Raw genomic sequence first — 21,784 nt, 5'->3', positions numbered from 1 at the left:
GGGCCCAAGGGCGGATGGCGTCGCCCTTCACGCAATTCTAGGGCACAAACACGCCGCCATTGGCATGAATGGTCTGCCCCTGCACAAATTTCGCGGCCGGGCTCAACAGGAATTCCACGACGCCGGTAAAGTCGTCGTCCTGTGCGATCCGGCCCTGTGGGGTCATGCGTGCCGCATTTGCAAGAACCTTGTTCGCCGCCTCTTGGCCACCCACCATGGTTGCCACGGAACTGGTCGCAACGATGCCCGGCGCCACTGAATTGATCGTGATTCCAAGCGGCGCCAGTTCCAGCACCAGGTAACGGACAAGCCCCTCGGCAAGGGTTTTCCCCACACCCAGGGCCGCATAACCCGTTCTCGCCACTTTCGTCCCGGCACTGGTCACAAACACGATTGAACTTCCGGCCTTGAGCACGGGCATCGCCGCCCGCACGAGATGCAGCAGCGACATCCCGTTCACTTCGATCGCCCTGGATAATACGGTCATGTCGGCAGACAACAGGTTGGTGGCATAGATCATTGCCGCATTATGGACGATGTGAACCGGGCCATCGTCGGTTACAGCCTCGACAAGCCGTTCAACCCCGCCCGCCTCACCCAGGTCGCCGCGAACCGTCGTGACCTTCGCGCCAAGCTGCTCGAGGCTTTCTTTTGCGTCTGTCGCGGCGCGCTCATCACTCAAATAGCCGAGGATGAGATGGCTGTCCTTTGCGGCGAGACGCGTGGCGATCGCCAGCCCGATGCCCTTGGTGCCGCCGGTGATGATGGTGGTTTTCGTCATGTAAATCCGTTCCCTGAAATGACCCTGGCGCGACATCACAGCCAGGCTCTTGTCGACTTGCCCATGTTTTGTGCCTGCTTCCGCTTGGCCTGGGCTGCCCGACAGTCCAAACCAGTCGTAATGGGTGGCACGCTTGGGACATAGGATCACATGATACATCTCCGCGACATGAAAATTGGCGAATATGCCGATTTCATCGCCTACTTCATCCCCGACTATGCAGAAGAAATTTCTGCCAATTATGATGAAGACATTGGCGCTGCTCGCGCGCGGGCGGAGCGCGAAGTGAAAGCCGATTTGCCCTTGGGCGTTGATACGCCGGGTCAGGCCCTGCTTTGCATGGTGAGAGACGGCGACGAAAGCGACGCGCCTGTCGGGTATCTCTGGTGCAAGCCCGAAGCGGCCGGCAAGACTGTTTTCATCAGCGAGTTTTACGTCCTGCCCGGTCACAGGGGGAAAGGGTATGCCAAATCCGCCTTGATCGCCCTGGAGGACATGTTCGCCGAGACCGGACACCGAGAAGCCCGGTTGCGCGTGGCCGCAGACAATGAAAAGGCGCAGCGCCTGTACTTGGCGGCAGGCTATCGCGCGACGGGCATCAATATGAGAAAAGCCTTCGGCGGATGATCTGCGTCACCCGCGCCAGCCCATGCCCTCAAGCAGGGATTTGGTTTCATAGAGCGGCAGGCCGACAATCGCCGTGTAGCTGCCATTGATGTGGGTGATGAAGGCGCCGGCCATGCCCTGGATGCCGTAGCCGCCTGCCTTGCCCTGCCATTCGCCGCTGGCGACATAGGCGGCGATCTCCTGGTCGGTGAGGCGCTTCATCCGCACCCGCGCAAGAACGGTGCGCGACTGCAGGCGGCCGTCGGGCGCTTTCACGGCAATGCCGGTAATGCACTGGTGCGAGCGGCCTGACAGCAGGCGCAGGAAGGCTTCCGCTTCAGCCGCGTCCTCGGCCTTTTCGAGGTTGCGAGTGCCTAGCGCAACGACCGTGTCAGCCGCCAGCACAAAGCCGTCGGCATCGCACGCCGCCGCCTTTTCCCTGGCGAGGCGTTCGGCCAGCGCGCGCGGGGACTCGTCCCTGCGGCGCGTTTCGTCAATGTCGGTGGGGGCGATGCGGGCCGGGACAATGCCGATCTGCGCGAGCAGGTCCCGCCGGCGCGGACTGGCGCTCGCAAGGATCAGCGGCGCATGTCCAAAGCTCGCCATGGGTCTTACTTGAAGCGGTAGGTGATGCGACCCTTGGTCAGGTCGTAGGGGGTCATTTCAACCATGACCTTGTCGCCGGTCAGCACGCGGATACGGTTTTTTCGCATCTTGCCCGCCGTGTGGGCGACGATTTCGTGATCGTTCTCAAGTTTGACGCGGAACGTCGCGTTGGGCAGCAGTTCAACGACCGTGCCTTCAAATTCTATCAGTTCTTCTTTCGACATGAAGTCTCCAAACAGTGCGCGACCATTACGCCGCCGAAACGCATACAGGCGTGCGCCATAGCGCCTTGAACGGATTCCGGCAAGCTTGGAAGGTCAGCAGCGTTAACGGGTGTTCCCGGCGTGCAGGGCGCAGATCAGCGTGAACAGGCGGCGGGAGGTCTGGAAGTCGACCGTCACCTTGCCCTCAAGCCGTTCGGCCAGCAATTCGGAGCCCTCATTGTGGATTCCGCGCCGGGCCATGTCGATCGCCTCGATCTGGTGCGACGTCTGCGTCCGGATCGCGTCGTAATAACTGTCGCAAATCATGAAATAATCACGGATCACGCCGCGGAACGGCCCCATCGAGAGGATGAACGTGTGCACGTCAGTCCCGCTTTCGTCATGGATGGCGAAGACCAGCTTGCGGTCGACCTGCGACAGGGACAGCACATAGGGCCCCTTGTCATGATCCGACAACGCAAAGCTGTTTTCCTCGATCAGGTCGAAGATCGCGACGCGCCGCTCGTGTTCGGCGTCCGGACCGGACGCGCCGAGCGTTTCGTCGTCGATCTCGACCGATATGAGGCGGTTGTCACCCATCGCCCCCGCCCGGATTGGAGCGAATCGTGATCGACCGGGCATGCGCCGGCAGGCGTTCGGCTTCGGCGAGGCGCAGGGCCGCAGGGGCCAGTGCGGCAAAGCCTTTTGGGCTGACGCGCTGGATACTCATCCGCTTCATGAAATCGTTCAGCCCCAGGCCCGAACCGAATCGCGCCGAACGACTGGTCGGCAGCACATGGTTGGAACCGGTGACATAGTCGCCAAGCGCCTCCGGTGTCATGTGGCCGAGGAACACGGCACCAGCATGGCGGATCAGCGGCAGCAGGGCGTCTGGGTCTGCGATTGCAAGCTCCAGGTGCTCCGGCGCGACGCGGTTGGATATCTCCGCGGCGGTGGCAAGGTCAGGTACATGGATGATTGCGCCGTGGCGGTCCCACGAGGTGCGCGCGCGTTCACCCGTCGCGAGATCCTTCAACTGGTTTTCCACAGCGATTTCCACAGCTTTGCCCACAGCTTCGTCCACAGTGACCAGGATCGACTGGCTGGACGGGTCATGCTCGGCCTGGGCAAGCAGGTCAGCGGCCACCCATTCGGGATTGGCCGTGTGGTCGGCAATCACCAGAACCTCTGACGGTCCGGCAATCGTGTCGATGCCGACCCGGCCGAATACCTGGCGCTTCGCCTCTGCCACGTAGGCATTGCCGGGCCCGACAATCTTGTCGACCGGCTTCAGCCGCGCGGCACCCAGCGCCAGCGCGCCGATCGCCTGTGCGCCGCCAATGGGATAATATTCGTGCACGCCAGCCTTCAGCGCTGCGTAGGCCACCGACGGCGCCAGTTCCCCGCCGGGCGCAGGCGCGACCATCACGATCCGGGCGACGCCGGCAATCCGGGCCGGCACCGTGTTCATCAGCACCGACGAGGGATAGCTCGCCCGCCCACCCGGCACGTAGACGCCGACGCTGTCGAGCGGCGTCCAGCGCCAGCCGAGTTCGACGCCGAGGCTGTCGGTGAAGGAATGGTCGGAGGGGCGCTGCGCCATATGGTAGGCGGCGATCCGATCATGCGCGAAATCGATGGCCTCGCACAGGTCCTGCGGGCATTCGGCTGCCAGCGCATGCAGGTTCACATTGTCGGAGTCGAGCGTGGTCGGATCGATCTGGAGTTCATCATATTTCGCGGTGTAATCCGCGACAGCCTTGCCACCCTTGGTTTCGACATCGTCCAGGATGCGCGTGACGCTGGTCACGACGTCATGGTCGCTGCTGCGGTCCTCCCGCAGGAACGCGTCAAAATCCGCCTTGAAGTCCGGCGAGCCGTGAGCAAAGTGGCGCAGCATCATCTCCGCCTGTTTTCGTGGCTGGGAAGGTTTCGGGTTGGCCACACATAATCGCTGTCGAGAAGGGTTGCGTCCAGCACCTCGACATCCAGCGTGATCTCGCCGTCGCCCGCAAACAGCAGCGTCACCACGCCGCCGGGCGGTTCCGCGGCGGGCGTGAACGTGGCGTCCAGCAGCGACAGGATCATTTCCGGGTCGGCCTTGGTCACGGCGCGGGTCTTCGCGCCAAGCACGCCATCAAAGGCCAGCAGCGAGCGCACCCGCAGGCCTTCCTTCGGCCGCGGCTGGCCCACCTCCCAGCGGAAGCGGTTCAGCTCGAGCGAAAAGCGGTGCCGTTTCGCTTCGTATTTCAGGCTTCCGGCCTTGACGATGGAATCCTGCACCGCCGCCGAAATGACTTCGAGATCCTCGGCCGTCTCGGCCAGGAGGCGTAGCGGTTGTTGATCGGACATTGGCCCCCCTTGGTGTGTCACTCGTCCTCACCCGCCAGGCGCTTGATGTTTGCGCCGCAGGCATTCAGTTTCGCCTCGAGCCGCTCAAAGCCGCGGTCGAGATGGTAGATACGGTTCACCACAGTCTCACCCTCGGCGGCAAGCCCCGCAATGACCAGTGAGACCGATGCACGCAAGTCGGTCGCCATCACCGGCGCCCCGGTCAGGTGATCGACTCCCTTCACGACGGCCTCCTGGCCGCGCACATTGATGTCGGCGCCGAGCCGCGACAGTTCCGGCGCGTGCATGAACCGGTTTTCGAAAATCGTCTCACGGATGATGCTGGTGCCGTCCGCGACACTCATCAGTGCCATGAACTGCGCCTGCAGGTCGGTCGGGAAGCCGGGATGCGGCTGCGTCGAAACGCTGACGGCCTTGAGGCGCGTACCGTTGCGGCGGATGCGCAGGGTCGAGGCGGCCTCGTCGGCGTCCACCGTGACACCGGCTTCGCGCAGCTTGGCAATCATCGCGCCGAGGGCGTCCACAGGCGCGCCGTCAAGCGTGACATCGCCGCCCGCTGCCGCTGCCGCCATCGCATAGGTGCCTGCCTCGATCCGGTCCGGCATGACCGCGTGCGTGGTGCCGTTCAGCTTTTCGACGCCCACGATGCGGATCGTCGATGTGCCCGTGCCGCTGATCTTCGCGCCCATGCTGTTCAGGCAGTCCGCGAGGTCCTCGATCTCGGGTTCGCGGGCCGCATTTTCGAGGATCGTCTCGCCGGATGCCAGCGTGGCGGTCAGCATGGCGTGTTCGGTGGCCCCGACGCTCGGCATCGAGAACACGATATGCGCGCCCTTCAAGCCCTGAATCGCTGCCGCCTTCACATACCCGTTCTCGACCTTGAGGTCGGCGCCCATCGCTTCCAGCGCCTGCAGGTGAAGGTCCACCGGGCGCGCACCAATGGCACAGCCGCCGGGCAGCGAAACCGTCGCGTGCCCCGAACGGGCAATCAGCGGGCCCAGCACGTTGAAGCTCGCCCGCATCTTCCGCACCTGTTCGTAAGGCGCGATCGTGCTTTTCAGCTCCGCGGCGTTCAGGTGGCAGGTCGACTCGCCCTTCGGCCAATAGACCTCGACGCCCAGCGTTTCCAGCAGCTGCGCCAGGAAACGCGTGTCGGCGAGGCTCGGCATGTTCGTCAGCGTGATCGGCTGGTCTGTCAGCAGGCACGCGACCATCAGCTTCAGCGCCGAATTCTTGGCGCCGGAGACCGGAATGCGGCCGTTGAGCTCAGCGCCGCCGATGATATTCAATCTGTCCATGGCGCGCACTTATAGAGAGGTTCACGGCGCGGGAAAGGCGTGAATGTGGAAGCTTGCGGGCGCAAACACAGCCGCACCATGTCACGACAGGGCGAGCGGCAGGGTCTGGAGACCGCGCAGTCCGGACCGCCTGATCCATTTCAGGGCGTCAGGCGCCGTCATCAGCGCCAGGCCGGGACACCGCCGGAAGAGTTCCGACAGGGCGATTTCTGCCTCCGCCTTGGCCAGGTGCAGGCCGAGACAGATATGCGGGCCGCCGCCCCAGCCGAGGTGGCGGTTCGGGCGGCGCGCCAGGTCCATCACCCGTGGCTGCTCAAATGCGTCAGGATCCAGGTTGCCGGCCGCCAGCAGCGCCATCACCTTGTCGCCCTTGCGCAGTTCGCGCCCCTCGAACGTCATGTCCTCGCGCACGAAGCGCGGCTTGGTGAACTGGACCGGCGCCGTGAACCGCATCAGTTCGTCGACCGCCACCGTCAGGGCATCACCATCGAGCGTGCGGAATTGCGCCAGCGCATCCGGATCGGTCAGCAGCGTGAACACGCTGGTCGACAGCAGGTGCGTGGTTGTCTCGTGACCGGCGACGAACAGCACGAACACCATGGTCACCAGCTCGTCCTCGCTGAGCTGGTCGCCGTCCTGTTCGGCGTGCACAAGGTCGCTCATCAGGCCCGGCCGGGGCGCGCCGCGCAGGTCATCGATCTCCTCCCGCAGCGTTCTCAGCAGGGGCTTCAGCGCAAAAACGGCCCGCAGGATCGCCAGCGGCGACTCACCGACATTGAACGCCCTCATCGCAACGTCGAATTTCGTGCGGGTCTCCTCGCGCATGCCCAGCACCGTGTAGATCACCTGCAGGGGCAGCCTGCGGCAGAACCCGGCGACAAGGTCGGCATCGCCGCTGGCGAAATGGGCGTCCAGCAGCCGGTCGACCTGCTCGCGGATCAGCGGGCGCATGGCCTCGATGCTGGCGCGCCGGAATGGCCCGTCCGCCAGGCGGCGCAGCCGCTTGTGATCCGGGTCGTCCAGCGACAGGACATTGTTGGCCAGGTCCCGGAACACCTTGGGCAGGAATGGCAGGCCAAAGGCCGACCTGTGGCCCGCATTGCGCGCGTCGACCGCGAAATGGTCTGTGTCCTTCAGCAAGGCCTGGCTGCCGGCGTGGCGGGTGGTGGCCAGCACCCGGCCGAACACGGGCAGCTTGACCTCGCAGAACGGCCCCGCCTCGACAGCGCCTGCCAGCGTCGCATGCGGCGCACGCTTGAAGGCTTGCGAGGCCAGGTCCGGCCGGTTCATTCCGGTTTGCGATCGGGCGGCGGCGATTCCTTCGCCCTGCGTGTCGCCGCCTTGCGGCGCTTGAGATTTGCCCGCAGCGCCTGGGCGCGGCGGGCCGCTTTTTCCTGTTCAGTCAGACGTTCGGGCATTTCCAGCAGCTTTTCGCGGTTAAACGGTCTTTTCTTCTATACAGGCATAAGCTAAAGCCGCGTCTTGCAAACGGCAACGCCGCGGTAGCTCAGTGGTAGAGCGCGTCATTGGTAATGACGAGGTCGGGAGTTCAATTCTCCCTCGCGGCACCACTCCTTTCGCTAAAGCGAATTCGGGGTGTGGGGTCATAATATCTTCTCCTACTTGTTTGATATGATTAAATAATTTGAACGGCGCTGTCGGTTCAGGGTGTTTAATACCGTCCTTTTTAGAATAACTCAGATGGCTCGAAAAAGTGAGCTTCAATACCAACCGACGCAGCTCTAACCCCCCTGATTCCCATAGGGTTTTCGGCGCCGAGACGTATCTCAGGGCGTGTTCAATCAAACTCTCTAATGGTATCGAAGGTTTGGCGGTTTGGGAGGCTTTCTCCAGCATCACCAGCTTGCGCTTCTCCGCTTCGGCGATCTTGTCTTCATAGGCTTTGATCACGCGCGGGTTCGTCGCCTCGACGATCCGGTCCACCAATTCGCTGATCTGCCGCTCACAGGCATCCGCTTGCACCCTAAAGCCTTCCGCGATCTCCTCAGCGCGTGCGAGACGCTGCTTCCAGCAATCCGTCAGCATGGCCGTCGCCACTTTCACAAGTGACGGCGCGGGCTGCAATTGGCCAAGCAGATCGGCAAACGCGCCTTCCAGCTTGTCACGGGAAACAGTCTTGGACTTTTGTTCGCAGTCGCGGTTCACGCAGAAATAATATGGGTATTTCTTGCGCTTGCCTTTGCACCAGCCGCCCGTGAGGTGATAGCCGCAGCAATCGCACTTAACGGCCCCCCTGAGGGCGAAGTCCTCATGGGTATCGATGCGCGTCGGCGCATACACACCTTCCTTCAGCTTCCGCTGGATACGTTCATAGGTGGCAATCGAGATGAGTCCCTCATGCTGCCCTTCGCGAAGCGACACGCCCCATTTCTTCGAACAGACGAGCCCCGCATATACTTCCTTGCCGAGGAAACGCACGATGCTTTGGGGGCGCAGCGTGCCATTGGGTTTGTCTTTCGGGAATTCGGGTTGAGATTCCAGCCAGCGCAGCACTTCTGTCTGGGAGGCGAAACGATTGCTCGCAAATCCTTCTAAGGCTTCGGCACAGATGGAGGCCACAGGCTCGTCACGCACCAACACCTTGCCGCCACCTTTGGCGGAGACGTATTTCATTCCAATGGGCGCGCTGAAGACCCAAAAGCCTTTTTCAAGGCGAGCCTTCATCTTCTGGACAACCTGACGGCTGTTCTGTTCGCGCTCAAGCTGCCCTTGCGCGGCAATGATTGTCTCGATGAATTTGCCTTCGGGGCTTTCTTCAAACTTGAAGTTCAGGGATTCCACGCTTGCGCCGCGCGACGACAACTCTTTGCGCAATGCGATATGTGGCGCCGTGTCGCGCGCGAAGCGTTTTAGGTCGTCAAAGATCACGACATATTCGTTCTCGCTTTGCGCATCGAGATAGGCAAGCAACGCCACCATCCCGGGCCGCTTCAGGTAATCCCCGCCGCCAGTGATCGAGTCAGGGAACACCGCTTCGACCTCATAGCCCTTTTGCGCAGCATACTGACGGCAGCGATGCTCTTGGCTATTGAGCCCGTCCCCGTCTGAGGCCTGTTTTAGCGATGATATCCGGCAATAGATAATCGCAGTTTTTGTCTTGGCTTGTAGGGTCATGCTTCGACTCCTTCCCCTGCAACATCGCACGTGCGGTCTGCAACATTTTTAAAGCGCTCAATTTGATTTTGATGAGAAGAGTATACATGATCGCGAAGGGCTTGAGCCGAAGGATCGCCAGTTTTTTGCGGTTTTCCACAGGGGCTCGTTTCAAGCGAAAACCCCAGATCAACAAAGCTCGCCATGATGGCATATAGTGCCTGCAGCAATTCAAGCTTTTGATCGTCGGGAATGTCCGTGTCTTCGAGAAGCGGCATATAGGCTTCGAGATCGACCGACACGGTGTTCTTAAATTCGCGCTGGCTTCGCCCCTCTATTGGCGTTCCGGCTGCGCGTTCCGGTGACAGTTGCGTGGTCCTGGTTTCCTCCATGACTCGTGTTCCTTTTCTAGTTAGCGTGTTTCAATCATCTTCGTCCTTTCCTCTTCTTGCTTTGCTCAATCCAACGGGATCGACCAAAAGAACAGATAGTGAACATACGCTCACTTTTCAAAATCGTCAAGAAGAAATGGGTTGGCTTTAGGCCCGCATCTCAGCGGGCCGTTCTATCTCGTGGGCGCGTGCGGCGAGTGCCTTTTGTCTCGCGCTCTTGCTTGAAGCGTTCGCGCTGAATGTCGCCGCGTGACAGTTCGTCATCATGCCAGTCGTGATTGCTCTGATCTGACTGCTGATCACGCTCGGAGCGTGTCTGGGCGTTTTCCCGCTTACGGTCTCTGATGCTGCGATGGGCTTCTGCCGCAAGCTCTGCGGCTGGCAGCAAGTCCCGCTCACGCAGGGAACTTGTCTCACGAATCTCACCCTCGTCATTCTTATAGTAGCGGGAGATTTTTGTGTTGTAGATCGGGCCATACTCACCATCGACCTTCCAGATCGCGGCGCGCAAGGCATTGTCACGCAGCACAATCTCGGGGGCATTTTCAGTTTTCGGGTTGCCTGGTGGGGCTTCACTCATGGGATGTCCTTTCTAGTGGTTTGAGTTGGCTATTGCTCTTGAGAAATAGCTTGATCGTGATCTCGTTGAACCTTGTGTGAGGCCATCGACAAGCGATGGCGGATAAAGCTGATGCGCCGCTCACGCATGCGCTCAACATCATAATCGGTCTGGTATTGCAGGCTTCCGCCCGGCGTCAGATCAAGGCTAGGCACCAAAGGCTTGCGATGCTTCTCCAGCATGCTCGCTTCGGCGCTGGTTGTGATGTTCGGGTGTTCCATGGATTGCTCCGCATTTGATTTGGAAGCTGTGCCGTCTAAGGCGCGATGCGGGACCACCAACCATCCGCATATTGCGGGTAGTCGGCGAAGGCCGCTGGCACTGGCTCTCGAACAACCGCTCGCCAAGCACGCCCCCAGCGCGTCTTAACACGCACGCGGCCCTCCGGCGGGTGATAGGGGTTCGGATGATAGCGACCCGCCATGAAGGACTGCTCGTAATAAGGCTTTCGCTCGGCCAATAGCGGCTTAGGCAAAGCGTCGGTGAAGATGTATTGCTGGTCCTTGGGGGTATTTAGCACTTCCTCGGGCGTGCGAAGCTGGCGGTGCTGTTTGCTTCTTTGCTGCGCTTCGCGCCCATGGTGGGCAATGCTCATCCCCGCCATCAGCGGATCGCCGCCGCTCATCATGGATTGCATCGCCTGATGCCTGGCGTGGCGCGCCCGTTGCTGCATCAATTCATCATCGCATTCGAGCGTCTGCGCGCCAAGCATCCGAGAGACGCTTTGCGCCGTCTCAATATCGCGAATGGCAAAATAGCTCCTCAGCTGCGCACTTGAGGTGATGATGTTTTGCGCGCCCTTGCCAATCCGCTCCATCTGGAAAACCGACTGGAACACCGCCCACGGACGTATCCCGATCCCGGCCCCATAGGTGAAGAGTTTCTCGACGAGCGGAAACCCGCCGAGCTGCGCGCACTCATCGAGAATCCATGTTTGCTGCGGCGCTTGGGCTTTTCGCGCCTTGTAGATCATCCCCGCCACAAACAGCGCCTTGATCACGGGAGCCCAGGGCTCAATGAATTCAGCAGGCGGCATGATGTAAAGCTGAACTGCCTGATCTGCACACATTTGCTCCATGGAGAAATCAAAGGGCGGCGACACCGCTGCCATCAGCGTCGGATCTGAAAGCGGCGACAAAGCTTTGAACACCTCCCCCAGAATGCCTTGAAAGCCCGAGCCGGAATGACCGTCGCGGGAGGCGGCAATTTCCTCTTCGATGCGCGCTGAGACAGCGAAGCCGGACTGGTTCATCTCGAACGCAAAATTGAGCCACGCTTCCCCGCCGCCAGGAATGAGGTTCACGGCTTCGTACAAAAGCGCGAGCGTCAAAACACCGTGCAACCGCACAAGCGTCAGAATGATCCCTTCGAGAAACTCTCGCGCCCGCGCTTCGAAATAATCCCCGTTATGCCTGCCTGATGGCGGGATGAGATTATGCGCCAGCACTTTGACATCTGAGATCAAGCTGGGGCTATCAATCCGCACATAATCAACAGGATTGATGCGGTGTTGAGGCAAGCCATGGAGGGCTGCCGGATTCCAGTAAACGCAGTGTTTTTTGTCGAGTGTTTGATCCTGGCTGATAGCCGCCAGTTCGCCCTTCATATCCAGCACAAGCATCGAAGGGCTATGGATGCCTGCGCACAGATTATAGGAGAGCAAGTCTTTCAGCTTTCCGCCTCGCGCTCCACCAATAAGAAGCAGGCCGCCAGCGTCACCGTAGAAGACGGGCCGCTTGCCGTTAAATCCAACTAGAAGCGAGTGTGGGCGCTGTTTAAGCATGCCTGCGAGGTTTAAATCGCGCTTATCGCAGAACTCCGCCGAGCCGAAGCGATGGGTTTCGTTATCCCTCAGTTTCATATGAACCTCAAAAAAAGGGGGCTAAGCCGCCTCTGCGCCTCAGCCCCGCAATGTTAAAGTTGAAGATTATCCAGCGATTGCACCGATAATCATGATGACAAAGATCACAGCAGCGATGCCGGCAATCGTTTCGCCGATGTTCGACTTCTTTTTGGTGATGCGGTGGAGTTCACCAACTTTTTGAGATGTATACTTAGCCATGTTTAGGCTCCTTTCTTTGGGTTAAAAAATGCGCGTAGCCAGAGCGAGACCGCCCATGACCAATGCAGTTGAGATTGAAGCGCGCGAGATGAAGAAGACGAGACAGGCGCAGACAACGCCCCATGTGAAAGCTGTGATATCTTCAAACCCGCTGCCATAGTTGTTGGCTGTGAAACCCTGCACCCAGCCAACGGTCCGGCCATAGAGCGGCGGCGCTCCAATGAATGTTGTCACTACCGCCAGAGTGTTGGCCAGTCCGGTTACAGACGACATGAAGATCGACTGTCCCGCTGCTTTGTGTTTTTGATTGGCGAGCATTGCACCCCCTTTCTTGTGTTGAGCCCCTTGGCTCAAAATCAGGAATACAGCGCTCTGGGTGACGCTTAGGGCGATAGCCAAGAAAAAGAAGCGCCGAAGCGCTTCAATAATTCCGATACGGATGTCTGAGCTCTAATTATCGTTCGCCGCACGGACGCCCCACATCATCGCTTCTTCAGGATAATAGGCCCGCATGATAGTCGCGAGAACTCGAACCCTTTCCTTGCTTTCGCCGCGCAAGCGCGTTTCAACACCGTTCGGAACGATTTGGATGTAGTCACGAAACCATTCCCGGATGTGAGGGATTTCGAAGACGCTCAATCTAAGAAGCACTTCTCGTCCATCCCCGCTTTTGTACCAGCCACGATAATCGCGGTTCAAATCAACAAGGTGCTCGTGCCACTCGCTAGGTGGCAAACCATGCGTGTAAGTGTAGCGCACCAAGAAGGCCTTTAAGTCGGACTGAAAGAACGGGCGCTTGAGTTCATCGTCCACAAAAATTGGTGTCACAAGACGCTTGCAGTACGCAGCAATAAGACATTCGCGACAAAATTCCATGGCTCAGCTCCTTGGACAACCGTTAAACAAAACTCTCCCGCGAACAGAAGCTAGCGCTCTGTTTTTAAATGCTAATTCGTTATTCGCGTTTGGTGAGGTTGATCTAACAGACTTGCGGAAAAGCTGTCACGCTACGATGTTAGAGCTTGTATAGAAGATTCCCCCCCAAGCATCAGAAATTTCGCGAGATGGCTAAGAAGCACAAACAAAAAAATAGATTTAGAAAGAACTCTCGATCATCGGAAAGGCTGTATTTGAAAACAGTCTACTACTGGCTTTCAGGAGCGACGGTGTCATCAATTCCAAATCTTGTATTGAACCAGAGTGGTGCCGCAGATCGTGCATTGGATGAAATTCGGAGTATTATTCCTCCCTTTAATTTTGAAGCAGAAGAAGGAGAGTCACTGAACCGACAGAGCGCCCACAATATTATCAACAACCTTGCAGAGTTCATTATCGCTGCGGCCTATGTTGATCAGAGAGATTCTGGATTGTTCGACAACGTAGAATCCGCCTTTGACGGGCATAGAGAAAATACTCGTTATAAAAGAATAACCGAAGGGATGTCGGCAACTGAAATCCGACAATTCGAGAGGGAGTGCGCCTTGCGTCCCATCGAAGATTTTAAGGAGAATTGGGGCCTAATCATTGACATGCTGTCATCTGATCAGGTTCCATACGCGGTGATGAGGGTTTTAGGTTTTGGAGATTTCGAGAAAGCTACCAATCCAATGCTTATTAGAAAAATGAGAGACCGTTATAAGCGTTTTCGAGGATACAATCGCAAAGCTTTGGACCCGCACATCGCATTACATTTTGCTTGGCAGTACGGGCTCAATCAGATGCGCGGTAAAGTTGGCATGCCAAACCAAACCTTCTTCCTCGACGATCAAAATCAAGTGGAGCAAGATGCATTTTTCTCAGAGATGCTAACCCAATCACTTTTGGTGCTTATGCTCATGCTTATGTGGGACCGGACGTACGATGATCTGGTGCGGGGTGACCACCCTGGTAAAGCCGTTTGAGTTCATCAATTTTATTCCCGACGTCTACTTTCGCGTAGTCATTGTGATACTTTTTTGGAAGAAACTCGAAAAATATCTTCACAGGGTCCAGCCTGTCGAAAGACATGTCTTCAAAAGGGTTAATGTCAAACTTTGCAGCGATAGCAAGCTCTTGAAATCCAATGTCTCGGCTTCCGCACCTCCGCTGCTCATCTAAAAACTTAAGGTGAACCTCAACGGCCCACATCGGGTCATTTGCAAAATGACGATTCCACTTCTTTATTTCTTTCTTGTCCCACATATACATTATTATACAGTATACGGATGTTTCTATTCAATTTTTTTCCTCTTTGAATAGGGGACTCGTTGCTTCTTTTCCGAGGACGACCTGGAAATCGTCCTTTCGCAGCAGCCACAGCCATGCCCGCCAGCGTACGCTCGCGAATGATCTGTCTCTCAAGCTGCGCGACTGCGGCCAGGATGTGAAACACAAACTCCCCCATCGGGGTTGAGGTGTCGAGCTTCTCAGTAAGGGACTCGAATTTCGCTCCGCGCTCAATCAGCGTTTCATTCACCTCAACCAAGTTTCGCAAGGACCGTCCCATGCGATCCAATCGCCAGACGATCAGCTTATCGCCATCGGTTATCCTGTTCATGATCTGATCGAATGCGGGCCGTGACGCTTTCGCGCCTGAAACTCCCACGTCTCTGATAACTGGGTGGCATCCCGCCGCCCTCAACGCGGAGATTTGTAGCTCGGGGTTCTGGTCATGTGTGCTTACGCGGTAATAGCCATAGGTCTTTGCCATGGTCGGTGTCCTTTCAAGTGAGTTGAAATGACGCCAGCGGCCACCAAAGCAACGCTGGCGACACACCCAAAAAACGACCGTTTTTGTTGAATTTGCACGGTTACGATTCGCAACGACCCGCACTTGTTACAAAGCCGAGTAAAAACAACGGCTTCTTATTCAATACGGAACGTAACACAAAAGATAATTGCTTTGCAACAAAAAGGGTCCTTTTTGACCAGAATTTGCGAATGATTACAGCGCAGTATCCCGATCGATTTTGAGGCTATTTGCTATGAAGAACACAGTAAAAGCAGGATTATTAGCGCTGACCACAGGCTCACTGCCCTTTGCGAGCGCGGCGTATGCGGAAGATGCTCCTAAACCTGCGCCCGTTGCGGCAGCAACAACGGTGGCCGCTACGACTATTAGTTATGTTGAGAACGCAGATGATGCGGCAACCGAGTGGAATGCGAGCAATCCTGATGGGATTGGCATTGCGGTTTACATGGGAACTGAAACCGACCTCACGCCTGAGCAACTAAGAGTTGGTCTAACTAACGTGGCGAACAGTGGCGGCGTAGGTAATATTGAGTTTTTCTTCGAGCAAAACGATACTCCGGCAAACTCATTCGCTCTTTATTATCAGGATGTTTATGATGCTCCAATTTCAATGGGAGACATAATCGCCAAAACACAAAAAGCGACGAATTACCTCAAAACTGACGGCGCGCTGTTTCAAACAGCTAGCAACGACTACGACACCCTTAATTAGGACTGGCCCGTCATGGAGAGGAAGCTGTTTTCAACAGCCACTTCCTTTGTCGAACTGACTTCATCTAGCCTTTTATCCATTTCAGCGTCCATTTCTGCCGCAATGTCTTCATCTGCGGCATTATGCTTAGCAAGCCTCACCCCCGCCTGAGAAGCGTCTTCTAGCGCCTCTTGACGCTCAACGTCAGTAGCGTTTGGATCATTATATGTTGCCTCCAAGCCTTCTGCTTTAAGTTTCGCCTGTCTTGTATCCCAACGCGTCTTCGCCCACTCAGCGCGATCTTTTAGCTCAGGATCATTTTTGTACTGATCTTTAATCTCGCCATTTTCATCGATCATTTCCTCGATAAGAGCCTGCTCGACACGTTCACGATAATCAGCGAGGCTCTCGCCGTCCATGCGTTGAGGGATTTCATCTTCATCAAGAATTTTGAGAGCAAGATCTTCACGCCAACTCTCCCCGTATTTCTCGACAAAGCTTCTTTCCATTTCATCAGCCCGAGCTTCCATTTCATCAATTGCATCGTTCAACTGGCTTAACGTGATTAAGAACATATGGTTTTCAGACGCACGCTTCGCTTCCGAGGCTTGAACTTGCGCCATGAGGGCTGCCGCATCCGCGCCATTAACACGTATACTGAGCTGTGAAGGATCGATCACCCCCGCCCAGACCTGCCGCACAAGACTGGTTTGAATTGATTGTTCCGCCTGTCCATGAGCAACAGAAAATACATTTGCTAGAGCCTCAATAGGTTTCCCACCTGGAAGCATCGCGCTCATAATCGGCGCGGCCATGGCCAAGCCCATTTCTCTGAATTCTGCTAATTTGCTTTCTGGCGATGCCATCCCACACACACTTCCCTTATGCCTTGCCTCTTCTCGGGCTCTTGGCGTTGAGCGCTTCGCGCCCAGTTTTATTGTCTTTGATTCAAATGAATTTCCGCGCATTGCACGAATTCACACACCTCATCAGTATAGGGATAAATTTTTAGGAATATGTAAAGTTTCGATACAACTTTAGTAAAATTGTATCTACTTTTTGAGGGCGCTTGGAAGAGCGCGATAGCGCTGAAAAACCCACTCAAGGTAATGCCCTTCTGCGCATCGTGTTTGGCCGGAGAACCAGCTTTTTACGAGATGCGTTTTTAAGCCCGCAGGAGCCTTATCAGCAGCGGCCAGTAGACGTCTGGGTGAAACGAGAGTGCGGCGGCGCTGATCGTGTAGCGCTTGATAAAGCTGCTCATCAATAACCACGTATCCAGCGCGCTTGGGCCTATCCGAAAGCGAGCAGCCAATCATGTTTGGGCGCGGAGCCGGCGGCAGGATTTGCGCGAGCTCCAGATCGGGGGCAGCAGCGCTATCGTCGACCGAAGATAACCGCGTAGCCTTTTTAGGATAGCTCTCTGCCGTGGGCAGCACCATCTCGCCGCCAGATTCAGATATAGGAAGTGTCGATCCAGGAGAGGGCAATGACTGCAGATGCTCTATCAATGGGCTCCATACATTCGCAGGCAGCGTGGTGAGGATGCCTTTTCTAGCAAGATAGATTGATTGAGCGACCTTTGTTGAATCCATGCTCGGAAAAAGACGACGAGCTAACACGCTGACAGAGGCTGCGGTTCGAGTGAGTTCGTGATCAAGTTGGGCGCTCATTTCTGCGCTGATGACGGAACGTCTAATGGTATCACGTTTAGCGCGACGATTATCAGAAGGCGCTGGCGTGTCGGGATGGCTTCGAAGAATCTCGACGAGATCAGCAGATTGATCGGTAATGCTATGAAGTGGGCATTCAGCAAGCATGGAGTTGAGAGTTTCAGGCGACAGTTTGGATCGATCAGTTTCAACAATGTGAAGAGCGAGCTTACGAAGTGTGAGACCAGTGCGGTCGAGTTCAGATTTTAGTTCATCGATCATAGTCCAGTATACGAATGTATTTAGGCGAAATTCTAGATCAAAATGATATCGACGTTATCGGCGTAGCAGATGCAAAAGAAGGTCAGTGAGTGGGTCAGGCTGGAGAGTTCAAATTTCAAGATTGGTCAGCGTGGTGGCCATAGTGAGAAGCGCAAGGTGTATGCTGGTAATACCAGCAACCTTGGCAAGGGAGCCCGCTGCGCGCTCCCGTTGCATCCCTCCGGCCCTGGCTCTTCCTGGGCAACCCATCCAGAGCCATCAAAACGTATCGCCGTTCCACCACTCGCAAGGGAGACTTCGCTCTCCCCTGCACCCCATCGACTTAGGCGGCGTTCCTGCCCCCAAGACCCCAGACCATTTCATGGAGACGCCTTCAGCGTGACACCCTCAGTGTGACCAACCCTGCGCGGATTGGATGCCGTTTAAGTCTTACTCTACCTAACTTTCGAAGTTGTGTAGGCGTCTCTATTTTCGCTTACGTCCTTTTTTTGGAGCCTCCGAAAATTTTCCGATCTCGTCGTTCACCTCCTCGACGCTAAGGAAGTGCCCTCTGAGCCAAGACTGAAAATATCCCTTGGGCTGAGCATCCAAAATCACAGCCAATCCGGCTGCCCATAGCGCCCACTCTTTCTCTCGATGCTTTGTCAGGAGTGCGCGAAGCGCAATACTCGTAGCCTTCATAACCGTCAGATCTGGAAGGGTGCTGATTTTCCAGAGCCTATTTATGAACTCAGCGACTAACTTTAGGTGCGATCTGAATTCAGCATTCTTTGATCCAACAAACTGGCACAGAGCCAGAAGCTCATAGAGGTGATCGCTATTCCCCCGTGTAACCACGCTTAGCATGGCCTCCGCTCCGACCGATACATAATCATGTCTATGAGCGGCAAGAAGCACTATAGCGTCGCTATACTCGTCCAGGGTGATATGGCCGTCATCCAGCGCTACCATCAACGCAGTCTGCAACCACAGTCCTTTACGACCACATGCGGCAAATGCCCACTCGCGTAGCCGCATATCGTCCGATAAGAGCGCTCGCTCATCAATAGGAATCAGCACGGGCGATATATCTTTTGCCAGTTCGGCATTTGCCAGTTGTTCTAATACCTCATTCATCTCTGTGGGAAGGACGACTGCTTCAGTTTGGCAATGTATTTGAATCTCGGCCAAGCGCTCTTGATGAATTTTGAGTGTTTCCTTCCGCTCTTTTGGCGTTGTCATTCTTCGGAAGTACTGGCCGTTCTCATAGCTCATGGATAGCGAGCTGCCTTCTCTATCCATCATTTGGTCTTCAAGAATTTCTTTTAAGGTTTCAAGCTCGAATTGAGGCAAGTATATTGGTCCTAATACAGCCTTTAGTGCGGGAAACACCTTCAGCTCGGCCGCACGCCATGCCGTAAGCGCATCGACAATAACTCCTTTGTTTTGAATTTCTCGTATCGTCTCGAAGGCTTCATGGCGTTCCTGATGACTTCCCAAGCAGGTCCGCAAGTTCTCACCAATTATCGGCAGGTAGTCCGCAAACGCTATCGCTCCGCCTACGCGACGGCCCGCAACGATAGCCGCAGGAACGCCATCTCTTAAATAGAGGTTTGCGTATTCTCGTGTAGCTTCGCCTTGCCGTTTGACTTGGTCTAGCGCCGGCTGAATGTCGTCGTCTTTCATGGTGAAAGAGACAAAGCCGGGCACGCCGGGAAATCTCTGAGAAAAGCTGGCGCTGAGATAATGAAATGCCTGTAACCAGCGCGGCTTTACTTCCTCAACAGTCCAAGTTTTCGTTATCCCAAAGACAGCATCTTCTTTGAAGGAATCTCCATCTGAAAGACCCAGCATACGCTGTACAAACGTGTTGGATGAACTCGCCGCACTGCCCCAGGCGCGGTCAGCTTCTTCATCTATAATACATTCGTATCTATCGCCTTGCTCGCTGCGCAATTTCACCCAGCATTTCGGTGCAACGCGTCCGTCGAAATCGATTGGCCTGTTCGCGGTTGGCTTTAGCACAAGGCCACAGAATTTCATTACCACATTAGGCATATTGGTGGCGGCGCAAACGGTATCGTAACCAATAGAGATCGCCCGGTCCCATTCGAAAAATTCCAAGAGAATCTGACTAAGAGTTATCCGGTGAATCGGAGGGCCTTCGAGATCATCAATTCCATCTTGGTCGAGATAGTCTTTGATACTTTTGCGGTCATCAATCCTCATAAACGCGTTAAAAAGGTATATTAGCGTGCTTAGCTTCCGCTCAGAAGAAAATGCGCTCTCCAAAAGAGGGATAGCCTCTTTAAGCTGCCCTGCATTGATTAGGCTGAATGCTTCGAATACCTGATATGAAGGTGTGGATGATATTTCATCCGGCAGCTTCTGAAAGAAGTCTCGGCTTCGTTGTCTGACCGGAAACTCATTTGCTAACGCATGTGCCAGAGTCCGCAATTCAGAAGAATCTCTCGAAGTGTCAACATATCCATAAAGCGCACTCGCTGCGGCTATGTTGTCGCCTCTATTGATTGCCTCCTGCGCAAACATCATCCGTGCCGCGAAACTGGGGGATGGTTCGCTGATACATTTCTTCGCCAGATTAAAGAATTGATCCGCACGCTCATTGAGTGAGTTGGCTCCTGCAAATTGACTTAGGGCGATGCAGGCGCGCGGGCTTGATTCGAATTCTTTCAGTGCTTCGGTCAACTTGACTTCAATTTGACCTGACGCCTCCCCGCTCATACTGCTGATAAGGTGGCCTGCGGATACAATACTTTTCTCCGCAAGGGGACACTTGTCGAGATGTGCTTCATATAGTTCGTTTACGGTTTTCCAGTCCTGCATCTCCATCGCGGCAGTAAAGCGAACCATGAAAATTGCTGGGGTGACTGTGAGGCTGGCTGTAAGTTCGGCTGCGTCCGATCTCTTTCCCGCATCCATATAGGCCGCTGCCAGACGTTCCTTAACATCTTCGCTATCAGGGAAAAGATGCAAAGCGTCCTGTCCAATTTGAAGCGCCGGTTCATGCTCGCCCAACAGTCGATGCGCCACCATCAAGTTGAGTGGTGTAGCGATGGGCTCCCCCCGCGTGTGTGTCTTTGGATCTTTTATTTCGCTCCATTGACGAGAAAGAATTTGAATTGCTTCCCTAAGGTCACCTTCCTGCTCGTCCGTGAGGATGTATCCGTATCTATATCCAGTTGCGGTAATTGTTCTTTCCAGAAGGGCAGCCGCGTAGAATTCAGATACTCCTGGCACATCTTGGTGGTCTTTGTAGGCCTGCATTGCATGCGGCCACCATTCACCCTCTGCCCCTGCCTCCATGTAGTATCGGACACAAGCAAGCTGGACCTCTGCATGCTCACGTAGCGCTTCGGGAATAGCTTCCAGCGGGTCGAGACACTCTGTACCAATGCGCGCCTGAATGAGATATCCTGCCAAGGACGCATTTTCAGATTGAGATGTTAACTTTGCCTCTGCGAATGAGATTAGCTTGGCGGTTTCATTTTGCAGAAGCAGTCCCAAGGCCTTGTTGGCTGATGCCTTGGGATTTTCGGGGTCAATGTCGTAGGCGTTGATGAGGCGCTCTGCGGCATTGGCTTCTTCACCAAGCTCAAGATAGCAGGCTGCTATATTTGCAACCACTCGATATCGGAGAGTTTGTGTGGCTCCATCATCCAGCTTATCCCGAACCGAGCTTAGTAGCTTCAAGGCGCTTTTAGGGTCTGTCGAAATTAGGTCGGCATAGTCAGAAATTTGCTGATTGATAACGGCAGCTACACCTTGTGCTTCCATGCCAACAACGCCTGTATCTACTTCAAAGCGGGCTGCTTGGTCGGAGGTGTGGATTTCCGGATTTGAACGAATGTCAGCCGTGATTGCCGCTGACAACTCAGTCATCATGCTGATCATTTGATCGCCATGAGGCGTGTGAGACGGATCGAATGCTTTCAGTGCTTCGGGGTGTTCCCTAACCTCTCTTTCGAGAGACTCCCAACCGAGTATGCGTATCTTAATCGGTTTGGACCTGCCTTCGCTCTCTGACTGAGATAGCTCAAGCCCTAAAGTATCATACGACGGATGATCAGGAGCGCTAGTGACAATCAGATACTCAGACAGCAGAGGCCTGAACTTTCGTGCCATGGCAACCTGGTCTCGGATATCTTTTTTTTCGTCGAGTTCCTTGCCTGGTCCCTTAAGTTTACATTGTATGCCGACCACGCAGTGGTTATCGCCATCTCTAATGCCTGCAATATCGACCCCATATTGCGAAGTGCCTTTCCGTCCGTACAGCTTAGCGGAGGGGTCGTTGAGGACGTTCCGAAAGAGCACCAAACATGCTCGTTCAAATGCCTGATCATCCGAAGGTTTTGGGATCTGTGTGGCAGAAAGTTGGGACATGAAATTGACAAG

Annotated in this window: 23 protein-coding genes, 1 tRNA gene and 1 pseudogene; 4 read left to right on the top strand and 21 right to left on the bottom strand. The window is 55.6% G+C overall.

Translation table 11 applies throughout. The features are described 5' to 3' along the window. Window positions 1-37 precede the first annotated feature (37 nt). Complete coding sequence (locus HJO_RS00680) at window positions 38-781, bottom strand: SDR family NAD(P)-dependent oxidoreductase (RefSeq protein ID WP_162173737.1); 744 nt, start codon at window positions 779-781, stop codon at window positions 38-40. A gap of 150 nt (window positions 782-931) precedes the next feature. Here HJO_RS00680 and HJO_RS00675 point away from each other — a divergent pair, with 150 nt between their 5' ends. Next, window positions 932-1,408 carry a GNAT family N-acetyltransferase gene (locus tag HJO_RS00675; RefSeq protein ID WP_035612508.1) on the top strand — a complete coding sequence of 159 codons (477 nt, stop codon included), beginning with the start codon at window positions 932-934 and terminating at the stop codon, window positions 1,406-1,408. 6 nt (window positions 1,409-1,414) lie between these two features. Here HJO_RS00675 and HJO_RS00670 read toward each other — a convergent pair whose 3' ends face one another. The 8 genes from HJO_RS00670 to HJO_RS18775 form a co-directional block, all read right to left on the bottom strand. Further along, window positions 1,415-1,993 (bottom strand): Maf family protein, encoded by a 579-nt coding sequence (locus HJO_RS00670; RefSeq protein ID WP_035612506.1) that lies wholly within the window; start codon window positions 1,991-1,993, stop codon window positions 1,415-1,417. Between the two features lie 5 nt (window positions 1,994-1,998). Continuing rightward, the gene (infA, locus tag HJO_RS00665) at window positions 1,999-2,217 is read right to left on the bottom strand and encodes a translation initiation factor IF-1 (RefSeq protein WP_035612504.1); all 219 of its coding nucleotides are present in this window, start codon (window positions 2,215-2,217) and stop codon (window positions 1,999-2,001) included. Between the two features lie 102 nt (window positions 2,218-2,319). Continuing rightward, window positions 2,320-2,796 carry a UPF0262 family protein gene (locus tag HJO_RS00660; protein WP_035612502.1) on the bottom strand — a complete coding sequence of 159 codons (477 nt, stop codon included), beginning with the start codon at window positions 2,794-2,796 and terminating at the stop codon, window positions 2,320-2,322. Next, window positions 2,789-4,093 (bottom strand): histidinol dehydrogenase, encoded by a 1,305-nt coding sequence (gene hisD / locus HJO_RS00655; protein WP_422120065.1) that lies wholly within the window; start codon window positions 4,091-4,093, stop codon window positions 2,789-2,791. The genes HJO_RS00660 and hisD overlap by 8 nt, the downstream gene beginning before the upstream one ends. 2 nt (window positions 4,094-4,095) lie before the next feature. After that, entirely contained in the window at window positions 4,096-4,548 is a 453-nt protein-coding gene (locus tag HJO_RS00650) for a DUF2948 family protein (protein ID WP_035612500.1), read from the bottom strand. Between the two features lie 17 nt (window positions 4,549-4,565). Then, complete coding sequence (gene murA, locus HJO_RS00645) at window positions 4,566-5,846, bottom strand: UDP-N-acetylglucosamine 1-carboxyvinyltransferase (protein ID WP_035612498.1); 1,281 nt, start codon at window positions 5,844-5,846, stop codon at window positions 4,566-4,568. A gap of 81 nt (window positions 5,847-5,927) precedes the next feature. After that, window positions 5,928-7,136, bottom strand: a complete 1,209-nt coding sequence (locus tag HJO_RS00640; RefSeq protein ID WP_035612496.1) for a cytochrome P450 — start codon at window positions 7,134-7,136, stop codon at window positions 5,928-5,930. After that, a complete protein-coding gene (locus HJO_RS18775; RefSeq protein WP_277813142.1) occupies window positions 7,133-7,264 on the bottom strand; it encodes a hypothetical protein in 132 nt (43 codons plus the stop codon). Before HJO_RS18775 ends, HJO_RS00640 begins: the two co-directional genes overlap by 4 nt. A 78-nt stretch (window positions 7,265-7,342) precedes the next feature. On the opposite strand from HJO_RS18775, the gene HJO_RS00635 reads away from it, so the two are divergent. After that, window positions 7,343-7,417, top strand: a tRNA-Thr gene (locus HJO_RS00635). A gap of 583 nt (window positions 7,418-8,000) precedes the next feature. Here HJO_RS00635 and HJO_RS18875 read toward each other — a convergent pair. The 8 genes and pseudogenes from HJO_RS18875 to HJO_RS00595 form a co-directional block, all read right to left on the bottom strand. Continuing rightward, window positions 8,001-8,981: pseudogene (locus HJO_RS18875) on the bottom strand (recombinase family protein); the annotation flags it as partial. Beyond that, window positions 8,978-9,352 (bottom strand): hypothetical protein, encoded by a 375-nt coding sequence (locus tag HJO_RS18315; protein ID WP_156945365.1) that lies wholly within the window; start codon window positions 9,350-9,352, stop codon window positions 8,978-8,980. The gene HJO_RS18315 and the pseudogene HJO_RS18875, both read right to left, overlap by 4 nt. Before the next feature lie 160 nt (window positions 9,353-9,512). Beyond that, window positions 9,513-9,932 (bottom strand): hypothetical protein, encoded by a 420-nt coding sequence (locus HJO_RS00615; protein WP_035612488.1) that lies wholly within the window; start codon window positions 9,930-9,932, stop codon window positions 9,513-9,515. A 29-nt stretch (window positions 9,933-9,961) separates the two neighbouring features. Next, a complete protein-coding gene (locus HJO_RS00610; protein WP_035612486.1) occupies window positions 9,962-10,192 on the bottom strand; it encodes a hypothetical protein in 231 nt (76 codons plus the stop codon). A 35-nt stretch (window positions 10,193-10,227) separates the two neighbouring features. After that, window positions 10,228-11,832, bottom strand: a complete 1,605-nt coding sequence (locus HJO_RS00605; protein ID WP_035612484.1) for a type IV secretory system conjugative DNA transfer family protein — start codon at window positions 11,830-11,832, stop codon at window positions 10,228-10,230. A gap of 66 nt (window positions 11,833-11,898) precedes the next feature. Continuing rightward, window positions 11,899-12,033 (bottom strand): hypothetical protein, encoded by a 135-nt coding sequence (locus HJO_RS18770; RefSeq protein ID WP_277813141.1) that lies wholly within the window; start codon window positions 12,031-12,033, stop codon window positions 11,899-11,901. A gap of 21 nt (window positions 12,034-12,054) precedes the next feature. Further along, window positions 12,055-12,432, bottom strand: a complete 378-nt coding sequence (locus HJO_RS00600; RefSeq protein ID WP_206741785.1) for a hypothetical protein — start codon at window positions 12,430-12,432, stop codon at window positions 12,055-12,057. Between the two features lie 51 nt (window positions 12,433-12,483). After that, window positions 12,484-12,909 carry a hypothetical protein gene (locus HJO_RS00595; RefSeq protein ID WP_035612480.1) on the bottom strand — a complete coding sequence of 142 codons (426 nt, stop codon included), beginning with the start codon at window positions 12,907-12,909 and terminating at the stop codon, window positions 12,484-12,486. 188 nt (window positions 12,910-13,097) lie between these two features. On the opposite strand from HJO_RS00595, the gene HJO_RS00590 reads away from it, so the two are divergent. After that, window positions 13,098-13,934: a hypothetical protein gene (locus HJO_RS00590; RefSeq protein ID WP_156945364.1), complete on the top strand. Its 837-nt coding sequence runs from the start codon at window positions 13,098-13,100 to the stop codon at window positions 13,932-13,934. Between the two features lie 230 nt (window positions 13,935-14,164). On the opposite strand, the gene HJO_RS00585 is transcribed toward HJO_RS00590, so the two are convergent. After that, a complete protein-coding gene (locus HJO_RS00585; RefSeq protein WP_051617913.1) occupies window positions 14,165-14,722 on the bottom strand; it encodes a recombinase family protein in 558 nt (185 codons plus the stop codon). 274 nt (window positions 14,723-14,996) lie between these two features. Here HJO_RS00585 and HJO_RS00580 point away from each other — a divergent pair, with 274 nt between their 5' ends. Continuing rightward, window positions 14,997-15,476 (top strand): hypothetical protein, encoded by a 480-nt coding sequence (locus HJO_RS00580; protein ID WP_035612476.1) that lies wholly within the window; start codon window positions 14,997-14,999, stop codon window positions 15,474-15,476. On the opposite strand, the gene HJO_RS00575 is transcribed toward HJO_RS00580, so the two are convergent. The 3 genes from HJO_RS00575 to HJO_RS00570 form a co-directional block, all read right to left on the bottom strand. Next, a complete protein-coding gene (locus HJO_RS00575; RefSeq protein ID WP_156945363.1) occupies window positions 15,473-16,321 on the bottom strand; it encodes a hypothetical protein in 849 nt (282 codons plus the stop codon). The two genes, HJO_RS00580 and HJO_RS00575, sit on opposite strands and share 4 nt — an antisense overlap. 186 nt (window positions 16,322-16,507) lie before the next feature. Further along, entirely contained in the window at window positions 16,508-17,389 is an 882-nt protein-coding gene (locus HJO_RS18310) for a hypothetical protein (protein WP_156945362.1), read from the bottom strand. Between the two features lie 465 nt (window positions 17,390-17,854). Next, entirely contained in the window at window positions 17,855-21,772 is a 3,918-nt protein-coding gene (locus HJO_RS00570; protein WP_156945361.1) for a tetratricopeptide repeat protein, read from the bottom strand. Between the last annotated feature and the right edge of the window lie 12 nt (window positions 21,773-21,784).

Source organism: Hyphomonas johnsonii MHS-2 (assembly GCF_000685275.1).
In the GTDB taxonomy this organism is placed as follows: Bacteria; Pseudomonadota; Alphaproteobacteria; order Caulobacterales; family Hyphomonadaceae; genus Hyphomonas; species Hyphomonas johnsonii.
This window is presented reverse-complemented; position numbering and strand designations above follow the sequence as displayed.

Excerpts from the sequence above, each read along its gene's own strand:
- HJO_RS00680 (WP_162173737.1), bottom strand. The coding sequence starts at position 781 with ATGACGAAAACCACCATCATCACCGGCGGCACCAAGGGCATCGGGCTG.
- HJO_RS00675 (WP_035612508.1), top strand. The coding sequence starts at position 932 with ATGATACATCTCCGCGACATGAAAATTGGCGAATATGCCGATTTCATC.
- HJO_RS00670 (WP_035612506.1), bottom strand. The coding sequence starts at position 1,993 with ATGGCGAGCTTTGGACATGCGCCGCTGATCCTTGCGAGCGCCAGTCCG.
- infA (WP_035612504.1), bottom strand. The coding sequence starts at position 2,217 with ATGTCGAAAGAAGAACTGATAGAATTTGAAGGCACGGTCGTTGAACTG.
- HJO_RS00660 (WP_035612502.1), bottom strand. The coding sequence starts at position 2,796 with ATGGGTGACAACCGCCTCATATCGGTCGAGATCGACGACGAAACGCTC.
- HJO_RS00650 (WP_035612500.1), bottom strand. The coding sequence starts at position 4,548 with ATGTCCGATCAACAACCGCTACGCCTCCTGGCCGAGACGGCCGAGGAT.
- murA (WP_035612498.1), bottom strand. The coding sequence starts at position 5,846 with ATGGACAGATTGAATATCATCGGCGGCGCTGAGCTCAACGGCCGCATT.
- HJO_RS00640 (WP_035612496.1), bottom strand. The coding sequence starts at position 7,136 with ATGAACCGGCCGGACCTGGCCTCGCAAGCCTTCAAGCGTGCGCCGCAT.
- HJO_RS18775 (WP_277813142.1), bottom strand. The coding sequence starts at position 7,264 with ATGCCCGAACGTCTGACTGAACAGGAAAAAGCGGCCCGCCGCGCCCAG.
- HJO_RS18315 (WP_156945365.1), bottom strand. The coding sequence starts at position 9,352 with ATGGAGGAAACCAGGACCACGCAACTGTCACCGGAACGCGCAGCCGGA.
- HJO_RS00615 (WP_035612488.1), bottom strand. The coding sequence starts at position 9,932 with ATGAGTGAAGCCCCACCAGGCAACCCGAAAACTGAAAATGCCCCCGAG.
- HJO_RS00610 (WP_035612486.1), bottom strand. The coding sequence starts at position 10,192 with ATGGAACACCCGAACATCACAACCAGCGCCGAAGCGAGCATGCTGGAG.
- HJO_RS00605 (WP_035612484.1), bottom strand. The coding sequence starts at position 11,832 with ATGAAACTGAGGGATAACGAAACCCATCGCTTCGGCTCGGCGGAGTTC.
- HJO_RS18770 (WP_277813141.1), bottom strand. The coding sequence starts at position 12,033 with ATGGCTAAGTATACATCTCAAAAAGTTGGTGAACTCCACCGCATCACC.
- HJO_RS00595 (WP_035612480.1), bottom strand. The coding sequence starts at position 12,909 with ATGGAATTTTGTCGCGAATGTCTTATTGCTGCGTACTGCAAGCGTCTT.
- HJO_RS00590 (WP_156945364.1), top strand. The coding sequence starts at position 13,098 with ATGGCTAAGAAGCACAAACAAAAAAATAGATTTAGAAAGAACTCTCGA.
- HJO_RS00585 (WP_051617913.1), bottom strand. The coding sequence starts at position 14,722 with ATGGCAAAGACCTATGGCTATTACCGCGTAAGCACACATGACCAGAAC.
- HJO_RS00580 (WP_035612476.1), top strand. The coding sequence starts at position 14,997 with ATGAAGAACACAGTAAAAGCAGGATTATTAGCGCTGACCACAGGCTCA.
- HJO_RS00575 (WP_156945363.1), bottom strand. The coding sequence starts at position 16,321 with ATGGCATCGCCAGAAAGCAAATTAGCAGAATTCAGAGAAATGGGCTTG.
- HJO_RS18310 (WP_156945362.1), bottom strand. The coding sequence starts at position 17,389 with ATGATCGATGAACTAAAATCTGAACTCGACCGCACTGGTCTCACACTT.
- HJO_RS00570 (WP_156945361.1), bottom strand. The coding sequence starts at position 21,772 with ATGTCCCAACTTTCTGCCACACAGATCCCAAAACCTTCGGATGATCAG.